We start from the raw sequence: 15,671 nt of genomic DNA, 5'->3' as shown, positions 1-15,671 counted from the left end.
GGAATCAGGCTTCTCATGGGCGAACTGGCCAAAGAAATCCTCCCGGTCAATATCGAAGACGAGCTGAAGCAGTCCTACCTCGACTACGCGATGAGCGTCATCGTCGGACGAGCTCTGCCCGATGCGCGCGACGGCTTGAAGCCCGTGCACCGGCGGGTACTGTTCGCAATGAGCGAACTGGGTAACGACTGGAACAAGCCGTACAAGAAATCCGCCCGTGTGGTCGGTGACGTTATCGGTAAGTACCACCCGCATGGCGACACTGCGGTCTACGACACCATCGTTCGTATGGCCCAACCCTTTTCCCTGCGCTACCTGCTGGTAGACGGCCAGGGCAACTTCGGTTCGGTGGACGGCGACAACGCCGCCGCCATGCGATACACCGAAGTGCGCATGACCAAGCTGGCCCACGAGCTGCTGGCCGACCTGCACAAGGAAACCGTGGACTGGGTGCCGAACTACGACGGCACCGAACAGATTCCTGCGGTCATGCCGACCCGTATTCCCAACCTGCTGGTCAACGGCTCAAGCGGCATCGCCGTGGGCATGGCGACCAACATCCCGCCGCACAACCTCGGTGAAGTCATCGACGGCTGCCTGGCGCTCATCGACAACGGCGACCTCACCGTCGACGAGTTGATGCAGTACATTCCCGGCCCCGATTTCCCCACCGCCGCGATCATCAATGGTCGTGCCGGCATCGTCGAAGCGTACAAGACCGGCCGTGGCCGCATCTACATGCGCGCCCGCTCCATGGTCGAAGACATCGACAAGGTCGGTGGTCGCCAGCAGATCGTCATCACCGAACTGCCGTACCAGCTGAACAAGGCGCGTCTGATCGAGAAGATCGCCGAGCTGGTCAAAGAGAAGAAGCTTGAAGGCATCACCGAACTGCGCGACGAGTCCGACAAGGACGGCATGCGCGTGGTCATCGAGTTGCGTCGCGGCGAAGTGCCTGAGGTCATCCTCAACAACCTCTACGCCCAGACCCAGCTGCAAAGCGTCTTCGGTATCAACATCGTTGCGCTGATCGACGGCCGCCCACGCATCCTGAACCTCAAGGACTTGCTGGAAGCCTTCATTCGTCACCGTCGCGAAGTGGTCACCCGTCGCACCGTGTTCGAACTGCGCAAGGCCCGCGAGCGTGGCCATATCCTCGAAGGTCAGGCCGTTGCCCTGTCGAACATCGACCCGGTCATCGCCCTCATCAAAGCCTCGCCTACTCCGGCCGAAGCCAAGGAAGGCCTGATCAGCACGCCGTGGGAATCCAGCGCCGTGGTCGAGATGGTCGAGCGCGCAGGTGCCGAATCGTCCCGCCCGGAAAACCTCGATCCTCAGTACGGCATGCGTGACGGCAAGTATTTCCTGTCGCCGGAGCAGGCTCAGGCGATCCTCGAGCTGCGTCTGCACCGCCTGACCGGTCTGGAGCACGAAAAGCTTCTGACCGAGTACCAGGAAATCCTGACTCAGATCGGCGAGCTGCTGCGTATCCTCAACAGCGCCACGCGCTTGATGGAAGTCATCCGCGAAGAGCTCGAGCTGATCCGCGCCGAATACGGCGATGTGCGTCGCACCGAGATCCTCGATGCGCGCCTGGACCTGACCCTCGGCGACATGATCCCCGAAGAAGAGCGCGTCGTGACCATCTCCCACGGTGGCTATGCCAAGACTCAACCGCTGGCCGTTTATCAGGCCCAGCGTCGCGGCGGCAAAGGCAAGTCGGCCACCGGCGTCAAGGATGAGGACTACATCGCTCACCTGCTGGTCGCCAACAGCCACACCACGCTGCTGATGTTCTCCAGCAAAGGCAAGGTGTACTGGCTCAAGACCTACGAGATCCCGGAAGCGTCCCGCGCTGCCCGTGGTCGTCCGCTGGTCAACCTGTTGCCGCTCAGCGAAGGCGAATACATCACCACCATGTTGCCGGTCGACCTCGAAGCCATGCGCAAGCGCGCTGACGAAGAAGAAGCCGAAGGCGTGGAAGCCGACGCCGAAGACCTCGAAAACAGCAACGAGACCGAAGAAGAGCGCAAGGCGCGCATCAAGGCCGCCGACAAGAAGAAGGCGCCGTTCATCTTCATGTCGACCGCCAACGGTACCGTCAAGAAGACCCCGCTGGTGGCGTTCAGTCGTCAACGCAGCGTCGGCCTGATCGCGCTGGAACTGGACGAAGGCGATATCCTGATTTCGGCTGCCGTTACCGATGGCGAGCAGGAAATCATGCTGTTCTCCGACGGCGGCAAGGTCACCCGCTTCAAGGAATCCGAAGTGCGCGCCATGGGCCGTACGGCTCGCGGTGTCCGCGGCATGCGTCTGCCGGAAGGTCAGAAGCTGATTTCCATGCTGATCCCGGAGCAGGGCAGCCAGATCCTCACCGCTTCCGAGCGTGGCTACGGCAAGCGCACCGCGATCACCGAATTCCCTGAGTACAAACGTGGCGGTCAGGGCGTCATCGCCATGGTCAGCAACGAGCGTAACGGCCGTCTGGTCGGCGCGGTTCAGGTGCAGGAAGGCGAGGAAATCATGCTGATTTCCGACCAAGGCACGCTGGTGCGTACCCGTGTTGGCGAAGTCTCGAGTCTGGGCCGTAACACTCAGGGCGTGACCCTGATCAAACTGGCCAAGGACGAGAAACTGGTCGGTCTGGAGCGCGTTCAGGAGCCATCGGAAGTCGAGGGCGAGGAGCTGGAAGGCGAAGCGTTCGAGGGAGAAACTCTCGAAGGTGAAGAGAAGGATGGCGACGTGACTGGCGCCGTCGACACCGACGAGTCCGCTGACGATGTGCAAGCGGATTCCGCAGCTGACGAAGAAGAGCCGCAGGAGTAACGCTGAAAGGGGGCTGATGATTCGGCCCCCTCCTTAGAATCATTGGACGCATGCTGTCATGCAGATCGCTTTCGCGACCGTCGTAACCTCCGATAGCTCCTATAGTCGATCTCAGTGACCGAGTACGTAACGTTGTAGGAGCAATCGGAGGTTACGACGGTCGCGATGCGGCTCTTCTGACACAATGCAGTCTCTGTTCTGCACTTCCCCGCATTTCACCCGTTCCAAATTAATTCAGTGACACGACGAGAGTGGATATGAGCAAGCGAGCCTTTAACTTCTGCGCAGGTCCTGCCGCGCTCCCTGAAGCTGTTCTGCTGCGCGCCCAGGCCGAACTCCTGGACTGGCATGGAAAAGGCCTGTCCGTCATGGAAATGAGCCATCGCAGCGACGAGTTCGTCTCCATCGCCACCAAAGCGGAGCAGGATTTTCGCGATCTGCTGTCCGTCCCCTCTAATTACAAAGTGCTGTTTCTTCAAGGTGGCGGCAGCCAGCAATTCGCTCAGGTTCCGCTGAACCTGCTGCCGGAAAACGGCACGGCCGACTACATCGACACCGGTATCTGGTCGCAGAAAGCCATTGAAGAAGCCTCCCGCTACGGCAACATCAATGTCGCCGCCAGCTCCAAGCCGAACGATTACTTCGCCATCCCCGGTCAGAACGAGTGGAAGCTGTCCAAAGACGCTGCCTACGTTCATTACGTGCCCAACGAGACCATTGGCGGTCTGCAATTCAACTGGATTCCGGAAACCGGCGACGTGCCGCTGGTCGCCGATATGTCTTCGGACATCCTCTCGCGCCCTGTCGACGTCTCGCGTTTCGGCATGATCTTCGCCGGCGCCCAGAAGAACATCGGCCCGAGCGGCATTGTCGTGGCGATCATTCGCGAAGACCTGCTGGGTCACGCACGCGCGCTCTGCCCCACGATGCTCAATTACAAGGTCGCCGCCGACAACGGTTCGATGTACAACACGCCGCCAACGCTGGCCTGGTACCTGTCCGGTCTGGTCTTCGAATGGCTGAAAGAGCAGGGCGGCGTAGAAGCCATGGCCAAGCGCAATGAACTCAAGCAGCGCACGCTGTACGACTTCATCGACGCCAGCGGCCTGTACAGCAACCCGATCAACCCGTCCGATCGCTCGTGGATGAACGTGCCGTTTCGTCTGGCCGATGATCGCCTGGACAAGCCGTTCCTCGCGGGTGCCGAAGCGCGCAATCTGCTGAACCTGAAGGGTCACCGTTCGGTGGGTGGCATGCGCGCGTCCATCTACAATGCCATCGACCTCAGTGCGGTCAACGCCCTGACCGCGTACATGGCAGAGTTCGAGAAGGAACACGGCTAATGTCTGAACAAGAGCTCAAGGCACTGCGGGTCCGCATTGACAGCCTGGACGAAAAGGTCCTGGAACTGATCAGCGAGCGCGCCCGCTGCGCCCAGGAAGTCGCGCGGGTCAAAATGGCCGAACTGCCAGCTGGCGAGGTGCCGGTGTTTTACCGGCCTGAGCGTGAAGCGGCGGTGCTCAAGCGTGTCATGGAGCGTAACCGTGGCCCGTTGAGCAACGAAGAGATGGCCCGGCTGTTTCGCGAAATCATGTCCTCGTGCCTGGCGCTGGAGCAGCCGCTCAAGGTCGCTTATCTCGGCCCTGAAGGCACGTTCACCCAAGCTGCCGCGCTGAAGCATTTCGGCCACGCGGTGATCAGCAAGCCCATGGCGGCGATCGATGAAGTGTTCCGTGAAGTGGCCGCCGGTGCGGTGAACTTCGGCGTCGTCCCGGTAGAGAACTCCACCGAGGGTGCGGTCAACCACACCCTGGACAGCTTCCTTGAGCATGACATGGTCATCTGCGGCGAAGTCGAGCTGCGCATTCACCATCATCTGCTGGTGGGCGAGAACACCAAGACCGACAGCATCAGCCGTATCTACTCCCACGCCCAGTCCCTGGCGCAATGCCGCAAGTGGCTGGACGCGCACTACCCGAACGTCGAGCGCGTCGCTGTCGCCAGCAATGCCGAGGCGGCCAAGCGGGTCAAGGGCGAGTGGAATTCGGCGGCGATCGCCGGTGATATGGCGGCGGGCCTTTATGGCCTGACGCGGATTGCCGAGAAGATCGAAGACCGTCCGGACAACTCCACGCGTTTCCTCATGATCGGCAATCAGGAAGTGCCTCCGACCGGCGACGACAAGACGTCGATCATCGTGTCGATGAGCAACAAGCCGGGCGCGCTGCATGAACTGCTGGTGCCATTCCACGAAAACGGCATCGACCTGACGCGCATCGAGACGCGTCCCTCGCGAAGCGGTAAATGGACCTACGTGTTCTTCATCGATTTCGTTGGCCACCACCGCGACCCGCTGATCAAGGCCGTTCTCGAGCAGATCAGCCAGGAAGCCGTGGCACTCAAGGTGTTGGGTTCCTATCCGAAGGCAGTGCTTTGATCCTGCGTGCGGACTTGCAGCCCTACGGGTTTCACTGAAGAGGTAAAGCGGTACATGAGCGGCGACTTCCTCGCGCTGGCACAGCCCGGCGTGCAAAAACTATCGCCTTACGTTCCCGGCAAACCGGTGGACGAACTGGCGCGTGAACTGGATATTGATCCGGCGCGCATCATCAAGCTGGCGAGCAACGAAAACCCCATGGGCGCCAGTCCCAAGGCGTTGCAGGCGATCAGAGACGCACTGGCGGAGTTGACCCGCTACCCCGACGGCAACGGTTTCGAGCTCAAGCAGCGGTTGTCGCAAGCCTGTGGCGTGCAGCCCGAGCAAGTGACGCTGGGCAACGGCTCCAACGACATTCTGGAAATCGTCGCCCGTGCCTATCTGGCGCCGGGGCTCAATGCGGTGTTCAGCGAACACGCGTTCGCGATCTATCCGATCGTCACCCAGGCCGTGGGCGCCACCGCTCATGTCGCCAGGGCGAAGGATTGGGGTCACGACCTGCCGGCCATGCTCGCCGCCATAGACAGCAACACCCGGGTCGTCTTCATCGCCAACCCGAACAACCCCACCGGGACCTGGTTCGGGCCGAGCGCCTTGGCTGACTTCCTCGCGCAGGTGCCCAAGGACGTGCTGGTCGTCCTGGACGAGGCCTACATTGAATATGCCGAGGGCGCCGAACTGCCTGACGGGCTTAACTTTCTGAGTGCCTATCCAAACCTGCTGGTGTCGCGGACGTTCTCCAAGGCCTATGGCCTGGCGTCGTTGCGCGTCGGCTATGCGTTGTCCTCGCCGGTCGTGGCCGACGTGCTGAACCGCGTGCGTCAGCCGTTCAACGTCAACAGCCTCGCGCTGGCCGCCGCCTGCGCCGCGCTGGACGACGTTGACTATGTTGCGCAAAGCCGTCAGCTCAATGAAGCCGGCATGCAGCAACTGGAGGAAGGGCTTGGTCAGATGGGCCTGAGCTGGATTCCCTCCAAAGCCAACTTCATCGCCGTTGACCTGGGCCGCGAGGCAGCTCCGGTTTACCAAGGGTTGCTGCGCGAAGGCGTGATCGTTCGCCCGATCGGCGGTTACGGCATGCCCGATCACCTGCGGGTGAGCATCGGTCTGCCAGGCGAGAACAGTCGTTTTCTCGAGGCGTTGAGCAAGGTTCTGGCGCGTGGTTGATGTCACGTCGCTGCAACCCGCTGCGCCTGTGATCGGCCGCCTGGTGGTGGTCGGTCTCGGATTGATCGGAGGGTCGTTCGCCAAAGGCTTGAGGGAAAGTGGCCTGTGCCGTGAAGTCGTGGGCGTCGATCTCGACCCGCAATCCCGCGCGCTGGCCGTGGAACTGGGCGTTGTCGATCGCTGTGAAGACAATCTCGCTGCCGCCTGCGTGGGGGCTGACGTCATTCAGTTGGCCGTGCCGATCCTGGCCATGGAAAAGCTCCTCGGCGTCCTGGCGAAACTGGAGCTGGGCAATGCCGTGCTGACTGATGTCGGCAGCGCCAAAGGTAACGTGGTCCGCGCCGCGCGCGAAGCATTCGGCGTGATGCCGGCGCGCTTCGTGCCCGGCCACCCGATTGCCGGCTCCGAGCAGAGCGGGGTGGAAGCCTCCAACGCCGAGCTGTTCAAGCGGCACAAAGTCATCCTCACACCGCTCGCCGAAACCGATCCTTCGGCGCTGGCGCTGGTCGACCGTCTCTGGTCGGCATTGGGCGCGGACGTCGAGCATATGCAGGTCGAGCGCCACGATGAAGTGCTGGCGGCGACCAGTCATCTGCCGCACCTCCTGGCGTTCGGTCTGGTGGATTCGCTGGCCAAGCGCAACGAAAACCTCGACATCTTCCGCTATGCGGCGGGCGGCTTCCGCGACTTCACGCGCATCGCCGGCAGTGATCCGGTGATGTGGCATGACATCTTCCTGGCGAACCGCGAGGCAGTGCTGCGCACCCTCGACACCTTCCGCAGCGACCTTGATGCGCTGCGCGACGCCGTGGACGCGGGCGATGGCCACCAATTGCTCGGTGTGTTCACCCGGGCCCGTGTCGCCCGGGAGCATTTCGGCAAGATCCTCGCCCGTCGTGCCTACGTTGAAAAAACCTCAGGCGCCGACCTCATCTTTATTGCCCAGCCGGGTGGCGTTGTCCGGGGGCGGGTTCGCGTGCCGGGTGACAAGTCGATCTCCCACCGCGCCATCATGCTCGGGTCCCTGGCCCGGGGCACCAGCGTCGTCGAAGGTTTTCTCGAAAGTGAGGACGCGCTGGCGACGTTGCAGGCATTCCGCGACATGGGCGTGGTCATCGAAGGGCCGCACCACGGTCGCCTGACCATTCATGGCGTCGGCCTCAACGGGCTTCAACCGGCGCCGGGGCCGCTTTATCTGGGTAACTCGGGCACGTCGATGCGCCTGCTCTGTGGCCTGCTGGCCGCGCAGCGATTCGACAGCGTGCTGACCGGCGATGCCTCGTTGTCCCGGCGCTCGATGACCCGTGTCGTCGAGCCATTGCGCCAGATGGGCGCCGTGATCGAAACCGCAGAAGACGGCAGGCCGCCGCTGACCCTTCGCGGCGGGCAGGGTCTTCAGGCCATCCGCTACGACATGCCGTTGCCCAGCGCTCAGGTGAAATCCGCGCTGTTGCTCGCCGGTCTTTACGCAAATGGCACAACGATGGTGCATGAGCCAGCGCCGACCCGGGACCACACCGAGCGCATGCTGCAAGGGTTCGGTCATTCGGTTTCCGCTCATGACGCGACAGTGGCGCTGCAGTCAGGGGTTGAGCTCAAGGCCGCACGCATCGAAGTGCCGGCCGATATTTCCTCGGCGGCGTTCTTCCTGGTTGCAGCGTCCATCGCCGAGGGCTCCGATTTAATCCTCGAAGGTGTGGGTGTCAACCCGACGCGCTCGGGCGTTATCGATATTCTGCGTCTGATGGGCGCGGACATCACGCTGCACAACCCGCGCGATGCGGGCGGTGAGCCGGTGGCTGATCTGCACGTGCGCCCTGCGCGCCTCAGGGGTATCGACATCCCCCAGGCGCTGGTGCCGCTGGCAATCGACGAGTTTCCGGCGCTCTTCATTGCCGCCGCGTGCGCTGAGGGGCGGACAGTGCTTCAGGGCGCCCAGGCGTGGCGCGTCAAGGAATCCGACCGCCTTCGCGCCATGGCCGACGGTCTGGCGACGCTCGGCATAAACGTTGAATCGACCGCAGATGGCATCATTATTGATGGTGGAACCGTCGGCGGTGGTGAAATCAATGCGCAGGGTGATCACCGCATCGCCATGGCATTCAGTATCGCGTCGCTGCGTGCGGCCAGCCCGATCCACATCCGGGACTGCGCCAATGTGGCGACTTCATTTCCCAGTTTCCTGACGCTGTGTGCTCAGGTGGGTATTCGTGTAACGCAAGAGGGGCAATCGTGAAAGTTCAAGCTCCGGTCATTACGATCGACGGACCCAGCGGTTCCGGGAAGGGCACGGTGGCCGGCAAGCTGGCCAAACGTCTGGGCTGGTCCCTGCTGGATTCCGGCGCGCTGTATCGGCTGCTGGCCTTCGCCGCCGTCAACCATGGCGTCGACCTGACCAATGAAGAAGCATTGAAGTTGCTGGCTGCGCATCTGGACGTGCAGTTCATGGCAGCGACCGACGACCACGGTCAGCGGATTATCCTGGAAGGGGAAGACGTGACGTCAGCCATCCGCAATGAGCACGTCGGCAGTGGCGCGTCGCAGGTGGCGTCGTTGCCGGCTGTTCGCGAAGCATTGCTGCAGCGCCAGCGGGCTTTTCAGGAGTTTCCGGGCCTGATCGCCGACGGCCGCGACATGGGCACGGTGGTCTTTCCCGGCGCGCCGCTGAAGATTTTTCTGACGGCCAGCGTCGACGAGCGTGCCCGTCGGCGATATTTGCAGTTGAAGGCCAAGGGTGACGATGTTAGTCTGCCGAGTCTGCTAGATGAGATCCGTGTCCGCGACGAGCGCGACACCCAGCGAGCGGTAGCACCGCTCAAGCCGGCGCATGACGCCATTCAGCTGGATTCCACCGAATTGTCCATCGAGCAGGTGCTTGAACGCATCCTGAGTGAAGTTGCACTCCGCGATCTCGCCGGATGACCAGAAAGCCATGTGGGAGACCAGTCATAGTCCCGCAGGCTTTCTTTCATATGAACGAAACCCACGTTGTCTGGAGCGTGGCAGATGGGCGTATTCTTCGCCCTTATCAACAGGAATTAAAATGAGCGAAAGCTTTGCTGAACTTTTCGAAGAAAGCCTAAAGACTCTTAACCTTCAGGCCGGTTCGATCATCACCGCGATCATCGTCGATATCGATTACCAGGCTGGTTGGGTCACCGTTCACGCTGGACTGAAGTCCGAAGGCCTCATCCCGCTGGAGCAGTTCCACAACGATGCTGGCGAGCTGACCATCAAGATCGGCGATGAAGTCCACGTTGCGCTGGACGCGGTCGAAGACGGCTTTGGCGAAACCAAGCTGTCCCGCGAAAAAGCCAAGCGTGCTGAGTGCTGGATCGTTCTGGAAGCGGCTTTCGCAGCTGAGGAAGTGGTCAAGGGCGTTATCAACGGTAAGGTTAAAGGCGGCTTCACAGTCGACGTTAACGGCATCCGTGCGTTCCTGCCAGGTTCTCTGGTTGACGTCCGTCCAGTGCGCGACACCACGCACCTGGAAGGCAAAGAGCTGGAATTCAAGGTCATCAAGCTGGACCAGAAGCGCAACAACGTTGTCGTTTCCCGTCGCAGTGTCCTGGAAGCCGAAAACAGCGCCGAGCGCGAAGCTCTGCTGGAATCGCTGCAGGAAGGCCAACAGGTCAAGGGTATCGTCAAGAACCTCACCGATTACGGCGCATTCGTCGATCTGGGTGGCGTCGATGGCCTGCTGCACATCACCGACATGGCCTGGAAGCGTATCAAGCATCCATCGGAAATCGTCAACGTTGGCGATGAGATCGATGTAAAGGTCCTGAAGTACGATCGCGAGCGCAATCGTGTTTCCCTGGGTCTGAAGCAACTGGGTGAAGATCCATGGGTTGCTATCAAGGCTCGTTACCCGGAAGGCACTCGCGTTACCGCGCGTGTTACCAACCTGACCGACTACGGCTGCTTCGCAGAGCTGGAAGAAGGCGTGGAAGGCCTGGTGCACGTTTCCGAAATGGACTGGACCAACAAGAACATCCACCCGTCAAAAGTCGTACAGGTTGGCGACGAAGTGGAAGTCATGGTTCTGGACATCGACGAAGAGCGTCGTCGTATCTCCCTCGGCATCAAACAGTGCAAATCTAACCCGTGGGAAGATTTCTCTGGCCAGTTCAACAAGGGCGACAAGATCTCCGGCACCATCAAGTCGATCACCGATTTCGGTATCTTCATTGGTCTGGACGGCGGCATCGACGGCCTGGTTCACCTGTCCGACATCTCCTGGAACGAAGTGGGCGAAGAAGCCGTACGTCGTTTCAAGAAGGGTGACGAGCTTGACACCGTGATCCTGTCGGTTGATCCAGAGCGTGAGCGCATCTCGCTGGGTATCAAGCAGCTGGAAAGCGATCCGTTCTCCGAGTACGTCACTGTCAATGACAAAGGCGCTATCGTTCGCGGTATCGTTAAAGAAGTTGACGCCAAAGGCGCCATCATCACTCTGGCCGACGACATCGAAGCGACCCTCAAAGCCTCCGAAATCAGCCGTGACCGCGTTGAAGACGCGCGTAACGTTCTGAAGGAAGGCGAAGAGATCGAAGCCAAGATCATCAGCGTTGACCGCAAGAGCCGCGTGATCAGCTTGTCCATCAAGTCGAAAGACGTTGAAGACGAGAAAGAAGCGATTCAGAGCCTGCGTAGCAAGCCTGAAACCGCTGAAAGCACTGGTCCTACCACTCTGGGCGACCTGCTGCGTGCTCAAATGGAAAAACAGAACTGAGTTCTGTCTGACCATTGAAAAAGGGCGACTTCGGTCGCCCTTTTTTGTGGGCGGGTGTTTTTGCGGCGCGTTCGGCCAATGCCCTGTTGACGATCTTCAAGCTCGGCTCATTTAAGTCTGGACATACTCTGTTCAAATCCTTCTGGTCATGCTAAAACCTTCAAAGCGCTTTACCTAGCTGCTTGAAAAAGAAGGGAAAAATATGACGAAGTCGGAGTTGATCGAACGAATTGTCACCCATCAAGGACTGCTCTCATCCAAAGATGTGGAGCTGGCCATCAAGACCATGCTTGAGCAGATGTCGCAGTGCCTTGCGACGGGCGACCGTATTGAAATACGCGGCTTCGGCAGCTTCTCCCTCCACTATCGCGCGCCTCGCGTAGGCCGTAATCCAAAGACAGGTCAGTCTGTCAGCCTGGACGGCAAGTTCGTCCCTCACTTCAAGCCAGGCAAAGAGCTCCGCGACCGGGTGAACGAAGAAGAGGAGCATGAGCTCCAATAGCTCTTTAAGGAGTTCTCATGCGTAATGTGAAGCGTCTGATCTTTCTGGTTATCGCCCTGTTGATCGCAGCGGCGATTGTCGTATTTGTGCTGGAAAACCAGCAGGCCGTCGCGCTGGCATTCTTTGGCTGGAATGCGCCCGAGCTGCCTGTTGCCGTGCCGGTGATCTTTGCGCTGCTGGTGGGCATGCTGATGGGTCCGCTGCTGGTTTCAGTCGCGCGTCTGCGCAGGAAACCCAAGGCGTCACGTTTGCCCTGATAGAATCCCCGCGCGCCAGACACCTCAACGCTTGCGTTGAAGATAATTACAAGCGCACTTATAACTAATCTCCTTTTTCAATGCCTAACCCACGCCTCAAGCTTTCAGGCGCGAGGGTTGCGTGCAGTTCGTCATTCGAGCTGCTTCTACTGAACAGAGGAACCTTCGGGTTTTTTCGTCGCATAGGTTTTTACACATGAATTCCGACTATCCCGCTCTTCAGACTCGCTGCTTCAAGGCCTACGATATTCGTGGCCAAGTGCCCAATGACCTGGACGATGACATCGCATACCGCATAGGGCGGTCCATGGTTGTAGAACTGGGTGCCAAACATATTGTGGTGGGCCGAGACATGCGTCTTGAAAGCCCGGCCTTGGCTCAAGCGTTGATCAAAGGCATTCGGGAAGCCGGCGCGGATGTCATCGACATCGGCCTGTGCGGCACCGAAGAAGTCTATTTCGCCACCAGCCACTACGAAGCAGACGGTGGCGTGATGGTCACGGCCAGTCATAACCCGAAGGGTTATAACGGCATGAAGCTGGTCCAGAAATCGTCCCGTCCCATCAGCGGTGACACCGGCCTTGATGCCATTCGCCAGCGCGTCGATGCGGGCGATTTCGGTCAGGTTGCCGCTCAGCACGGTAGCGTTCAGTCCAAGCCGGACAAGACTGCCTACATTCAGCACCTGCTGACCTACGTCAAAGACGCCGATCTTCGTCCACTGAAGATCCTCGCGGACCCGGGTAATGGCGCTGTTGGTCCTGCACTGGACGCGATTCGCTCCCAGCTGCCGTTCGAGTGGGTGATCATCAACGCTGAACCGGATGGCAACTTCCCCAACGGCGTACCGAACCCGCTGCTGCCAGAAAACCGGAGCATTACCCGCGACGCGCTGCTCAAGCACGGTTGCGACCTGGGTCTGGCGTGGGACGGCGATTTCGACCGCTGCTTCTTCTTTGACGAGCAGGGCCGTTTCGTTGAGGGCTACTACCTAGTGGGCCTGCTGGCCGAAATGCTGCTGAAGCAACACCCGGGCTCGAAAATCATTCACGACCCGCGCCTGACCTGGAACACCATCGATCAGGTCAAGCAGGCAGGCGGTACGCCGGTGCTGTGCAAAACCGGTCACGCGTTCATCAAGGAGCGCATGCGCCTGGAAGACGCCGTGTATGGCGGCGAAATGAGTGCTCACCACTACTTCCGCGATTTTGCCTACTGCGACAGCGGCATGATCCCGTGGCTGTTGGTCGCCGCGCTGATGTCCGTGTCCGGCAAGAAGTTCTCGCAACTGGTTGATGAGCGCATGGCGGCCTACCCGTGCAGCGGCGAAATCAACTACAAGGTCGAAGACGTCAAATCCATCATCGCCAAGATCCTGGAGCACTACACGCCGTCTTGCTCGAACATCGACAGAACCGACGGCATCAGCCTTGAGTTCGCCGAATGGCGCTTCAACCTGCGCGGGTCGAACACTGAGCCTTTGCTGCGTCTGAACGTCGAGAGCCGTCGTGATCCAGCCCTTGTAGAAGCCAAGGTCAAAGAGATCGAAGCGCTGATCAACGGTAAGTGATGCACTTGGCGCGCGGTCCTGCTGACTGAATGGCGGGGCCGTGAGCCAATCGTCTACAATGGCGCCGCTGCCTCGCAGCGGCCGTCATGACTGACGGGGAATTCTTATGTACATGGATTGGATATGACCAGAAAAATCCTGGTGACAGGGAGTTCGGGATTTTTGGGAACAGCGCTGGTTGACCACCTTGCACACCTGCCTGACGCGCACATTGTCGCGGTCAGCAGACGGTCGACGCCCAATTCTTCTCCAACCGTCACGACGGCCACCGTTGCCGGTCTAAATGCCGACACCCCATGGCAGGCGGTTCTGCACGACGTCGACACGGTCATTCATGCCGCAGCGCGGGTGCATGTCATGCACGACACCGCAGCCGATCCGCTTTCGCTGTACCGGGAGGTCAACACCCTCGGCACGCTGAATCTGGCTGAGCAGGCCGCCGCAGCAGGCGTCCGGCGTTTCATCTTGATCAGCACGATCAAGGTCAACGGTGAGTCCACCGCACAGGGCGAATGCTTTCGTCCGGACGACGCTCCCAATCCGAGCGATCCCTACGCCATCTCCAAGCACGAAGCAGAACAGGGGCTTCTGGCGCTGGCCAAGACCTCTGCAATGGAAGTGGTGATCATCCGCCCGGTGCTGGTTTACGGCCCCGGCGTCAAAGCCAACTTCCTGCAATTGATGCGCACGTTGCGCAAAGGCGTGCCGCTGCCGCTCGGTGCGGTGAACAATGCGCGTAGCCTGGTCTCGCTGGATAACCTGATCGACCTGATCCGTGTCTGCATCGATCATCCTGCCGCCGCGAACGAGGTCTTTCTGGTCAGTGATGGCCGGGACCTGTCGACCACCGAACTGGCCAGCCGTCTCAAGGCGCAGATGGCTGCATCGGGTTGGCTCATTCCCGTCCCCGAGTCCCTTATCATGCTCGGCGCCACGCTTTTGGGTCGCAAATCGGCGGCCGAGCGGGTGCTGGGTTCGCTGCGGGTGGACATCAGCAAAAACCGCGAGCGGTTGCAGTGGCAGCCCCCGGTGTCGGTAGAGGACGGCCTGAAGAAGACCGTCGAGCATTTTCTGGTTACGGATCGAGCATGAATTATTGGTGGGTCGCGGTGGCTGTTGTGGTGTTTTCGTTCGCGCTGACGCATGTATTGCGACGATATGCCTTGCACAAGAGCCTGCTTGATGTTCCCAACGGCAGAAGCTCCCATACGATTCCCACGCCACGGGGCGGCGGTGTGGCGATTGTCATCAGTTATCTGGTCGCGCTGGTCTGGATGCTCTCTGCCGGGCTGATGGGGCGCGATCCGTTCCTGGCCCTGTTCGGCGCGGGGGCATTGATCGCGGCGCTGGGGTTTCTCGACGATCACGGCCACATCGCCGCGCGATGGCGTCTGCTGGGGCATTTCTTCGCCGCGGCGTGGGCGTTGGTCTGGCTGGGTGGCCTTCCGGCGATCAATGTGTTCGGCCTGACCCTTGCCCCGGGCCTGATCGTTAACGTGCTGGCGGCGTTCTACCTGGTATGGCTGCTCAATCTGTACAACTTCATGGACGGCATCGACGGCATTGCCAGCGTAGAGGCGATCTGTGTCTGCGTCGGCGCGGCAATCATCTACATGTTGAGCGGTTATGCCAATCTGGTGTGGCTGCCGGTCCTGCTGGCGTGCGCAGTGGCGGGCTTTCTGTTCTGGAATTTCCCCCCGGCGAAGATCTTCATGGGCGACGCCGGCAGCGGATTTCTGGGCATCATGCTCGGTTGTCTGTCACTGCAGGGCGCGTGGATTTCCTCGCAGTTCTTGTGGGTATGGCTTATTCTCCTCGGGGTTTTCATCGTAGACGCTACAGTAACCCTCATCCGTCGGCTCGTTCGGGGCGACAAGGTCTATGAGGCTCACAGAAGTCACGCTTATCAATTCGCCTCGCGGCGTTTTGGCAAGCACCTTCCGGTGACGTCCGCAGTCGGTGTAATCAATCTGTGCTGGCTGTTGCCGGTCGCTGTGTGTGTCACCCGTTTCGGGCTGGACGGCGCACTCGGCGTGATCATTGCTTACGCTCCACTGCTTGCCCTTGCAGTCATCTTCAAGGCAGGGACGCTTGAAAAAAGCTGAGCGTGGACATTGCTGCTGGCGCTGTTGATCCGATTCCCCCGGGGGAGCAGGAATCAATGGCCGGTGCAGGGG

Annotated in this window: 12 protein-coding genes; all 12 read left to right on the top strand. The window is 60.3% G+C overall.

Annotation, left to right across the window (positions count from 1 at the left end; translation table 11 throughout):
• The first annotated feature begins 15 nt into the window (after window positions 1–15).
• The 12 genes from gyrA to L4G42_RS17455 all read left to right on the top strand — a co-directional run bounded on the left by gyrA (window position 16) and on the right by L4G42_RS17455 (window position 15,599).
• Window positions 16–2,826: a DNA gyrase subunit A gene (gene gyrA, locus L4G42_RS17510; protein WP_237253604.1), complete on the top strand. Its 2,811-nt coding sequence runs from the start codon at window positions 16–18 to the stop codon at window positions 2,824–2,826.
• Between the two features lie 257 nt (window positions 2,827–3,083).
• Entirely contained in the window at window positions 3,084–4,169 is a 1,086-nt protein-coding gene (gene serC, locus L4G42_RS17505; protein ID WP_237259910.1) for a 3-phosphoserine/phosphohydroxythreonine transaminase, read from the top strand.
• Window positions 4,169–5,263 carry a prephenate dehydratase gene (gene pheA / locus L4G42_RS17500; protein WP_237253601.1) on the top strand — a complete coding sequence of 365 codons (1,095 nt, stop codon included), beginning with the start codon at window positions 4,169–4,171 and terminating at the stop codon, window positions 5,261–5,263. Before serC ends, pheA begins: the two co-directional genes overlap by 1 nt.
• A gap of 54 nt (window positions 5,264–5,317) precedes the next feature.
• A complete protein-coding gene (hisC, locus tag L4G42_RS17495) occupies window positions 5,318–6,430 on the top strand; it encodes a histidinol-phosphate transaminase (RefSeq protein ID WP_237253599.1) in 1,113 nt (370 codons plus the stop codon).
• Between the two features lie 28 nt (window positions 6,431–6,458).
• Window positions 6,459–8,666, top strand: a complete 2,208-nt coding sequence (locus L4G42_RS17490; RefSeq protein WP_237259921.1) for a bifunctional prephenate dehydrogenase/3-phosphoshikimate 1-carboxyvinyltransferase — start codon at window positions 6,459–6,461, stop codon at window positions 8,664–8,666.
• Window positions 8,663–9,352 carry a (d)CMP kinase gene (gene cmk / locus L4G42_RS17485; protein ID WP_065992981.1) on the top strand — a complete coding sequence of 230 codons (690 nt, stop codon included), beginning with the start codon at window positions 8,663–8,665 and terminating at the stop codon, window positions 9,350–9,352. The genes L4G42_RS17490 and cmk overlap by 4 nt, the downstream gene beginning before the upstream one ends.
• A 121-nt stretch (window positions 9,353–9,473) precedes the next feature.
• Window positions 9,474–11,165 carry a 30S ribosomal protein S1 gene (rpsA, locus tag L4G42_RS17480; protein ID WP_065992985.1) on the top strand — a complete coding sequence of 564 codons (1,692 nt, stop codon included), beginning with the start codon at window positions 9,474–9,476 and terminating at the stop codon, window positions 11,163–11,165.
• 202 nt (window positions 11,166–11,367) lie between these two features.
• Complete coding sequence (gene ihfB / locus L4G42_RS17475) at window positions 11,368–11,667, top strand: integration host factor subunit beta (protein ID WP_037011901.1); 300 nt, start codon at window positions 11,368–11,370, stop codon at window positions 11,665–11,667.
• Between the two features lie 17 nt (window positions 11,668–11,684).
• Window positions 11,685–11,924 (top strand): lipopolysaccharide assembly protein LapA domain-containing protein, encoded by a 240-nt coding sequence (locus L4G42_RS17470; protein WP_237253595.1) that lies wholly within the window; start codon window positions 11,685–11,687, stop codon window positions 11,922–11,924.
• A 196-nt stretch (window positions 11,925–12,120) separates the two neighbouring features.
• The gene (locus L4G42_RS17465; protein WP_237253594.1) at window positions 12,121–13,494 is read left to right on the top strand and encodes a phosphohexomutase domain-containing protein; all 1,374 of its coding nucleotides are present in this window, start codon (window positions 12,121–12,123) and stop codon (window positions 13,492–13,494) included.
• A gap of 123 nt (window positions 13,495–13,617) precedes the next feature.
• Window positions 13,618–14,586 carry a UDP-glucose 4-epimerase family protein gene (locus tag L4G42_RS17460; RefSeq protein ID WP_237253592.1) on the top strand — a complete coding sequence of 323 codons (969 nt, stop codon included), beginning with the start codon at window positions 13,618–13,620 and terminating at the stop codon, window positions 14,584–14,586.
• Window positions 14,583–15,599 (top strand): MraY family glycosyltransferase, encoded by a 1,017-nt coding sequence (locus L4G42_RS17455; RefSeq protein WP_237253587.1) that lies wholly within the window; start codon window positions 14,583–14,585, stop codon window positions 15,597–15,599. The genes L4G42_RS17460 and L4G42_RS17455 overlap by 4 nt, the downstream gene beginning before the upstream one ends.
• The last annotated feature ends 72 nt before the right edge of the window (window positions 15,600–15,671 follow it).

The organism is Pseudomonas petrae (assembly GCF_021728295.1).
GTDB classification, from domain to species: domain Bacteria; phylum Pseudomonadota; class Gammaproteobacteria; order Pseudomonadales; family Pseudomonadaceae; genus Aquipseudomonas; species Aquipseudomonas petrae.
Note: the sequence above shows the minus strand (reverse complement) of the source record. Positions and strands in the feature narration are given on the sequence as shown.

Bases quoted from the DNA above. Each gene is read 5' to 3' on its own strand.
- L4G42_RS17455 (WP_237253587.1), top strand. From the start codon at position 14,583: ATGAATTATTGGTGGGTCGCGGTGGCTGTTGTGGTGTTTTCGTTCGCG.
- L4G42_RS17465 (WP_237253594.1), top strand. From the start codon at position 12,121: ATGAATTCCGACTATCCCGCTCTTCAGACTCGCTGCTTCAAGGCCTAC.
- gyrA (WP_237253604.1), top strand. From the start codon at position 16: ATGGGCGAACTGGCCAAAGAAATCCTCCCGGTCAATATCGAAGACGAG.
- pheA (WP_237253601.1), top strand. From the start codon at position 4,169: ATGTCTGAACAAGAGCTCAAGGCACTGCGGGTCCGCATTGACAGCCTG.
- serC (WP_237259910.1), top strand. From the start codon at position 3,084: ATGAGCAAGCGAGCCTTTAACTTCTGCGCAGGTCCTGCCGCGCTCCCT.
- ihfB (WP_037011901.1), top strand. From the start codon at position 11,368: ATGACGAAGTCGGAGTTGATCGAACGAATTGTCACCCATCAAGGACTG.
- rpsA (WP_065992985.1), top strand. From the start codon at position 9,474: ATGAGCGAAAGCTTTGCTGAACTTTTCGAAGAAAGCCTAAAGACTCTT.
- L4G42_RS17460 (WP_237253592.1), top strand. From the start codon at position 13,618: ATGACCAGAAAAATCCTGGTGACAGGGAGTTCGGGATTTTTGGGAACA.
- hisC (WP_237253599.1), top strand. From the start codon at position 5,318: ATGAGCGGCGACTTCCTCGCGCTGGCACAGCCCGGCGTGCAAAAACTA.
- L4G42_RS17470 (WP_237253595.1), top strand. From the start codon at position 11,685: ATGCGTAATGTGAAGCGTCTGATCTTTCTGGTTATCGCCCTGTTGATC.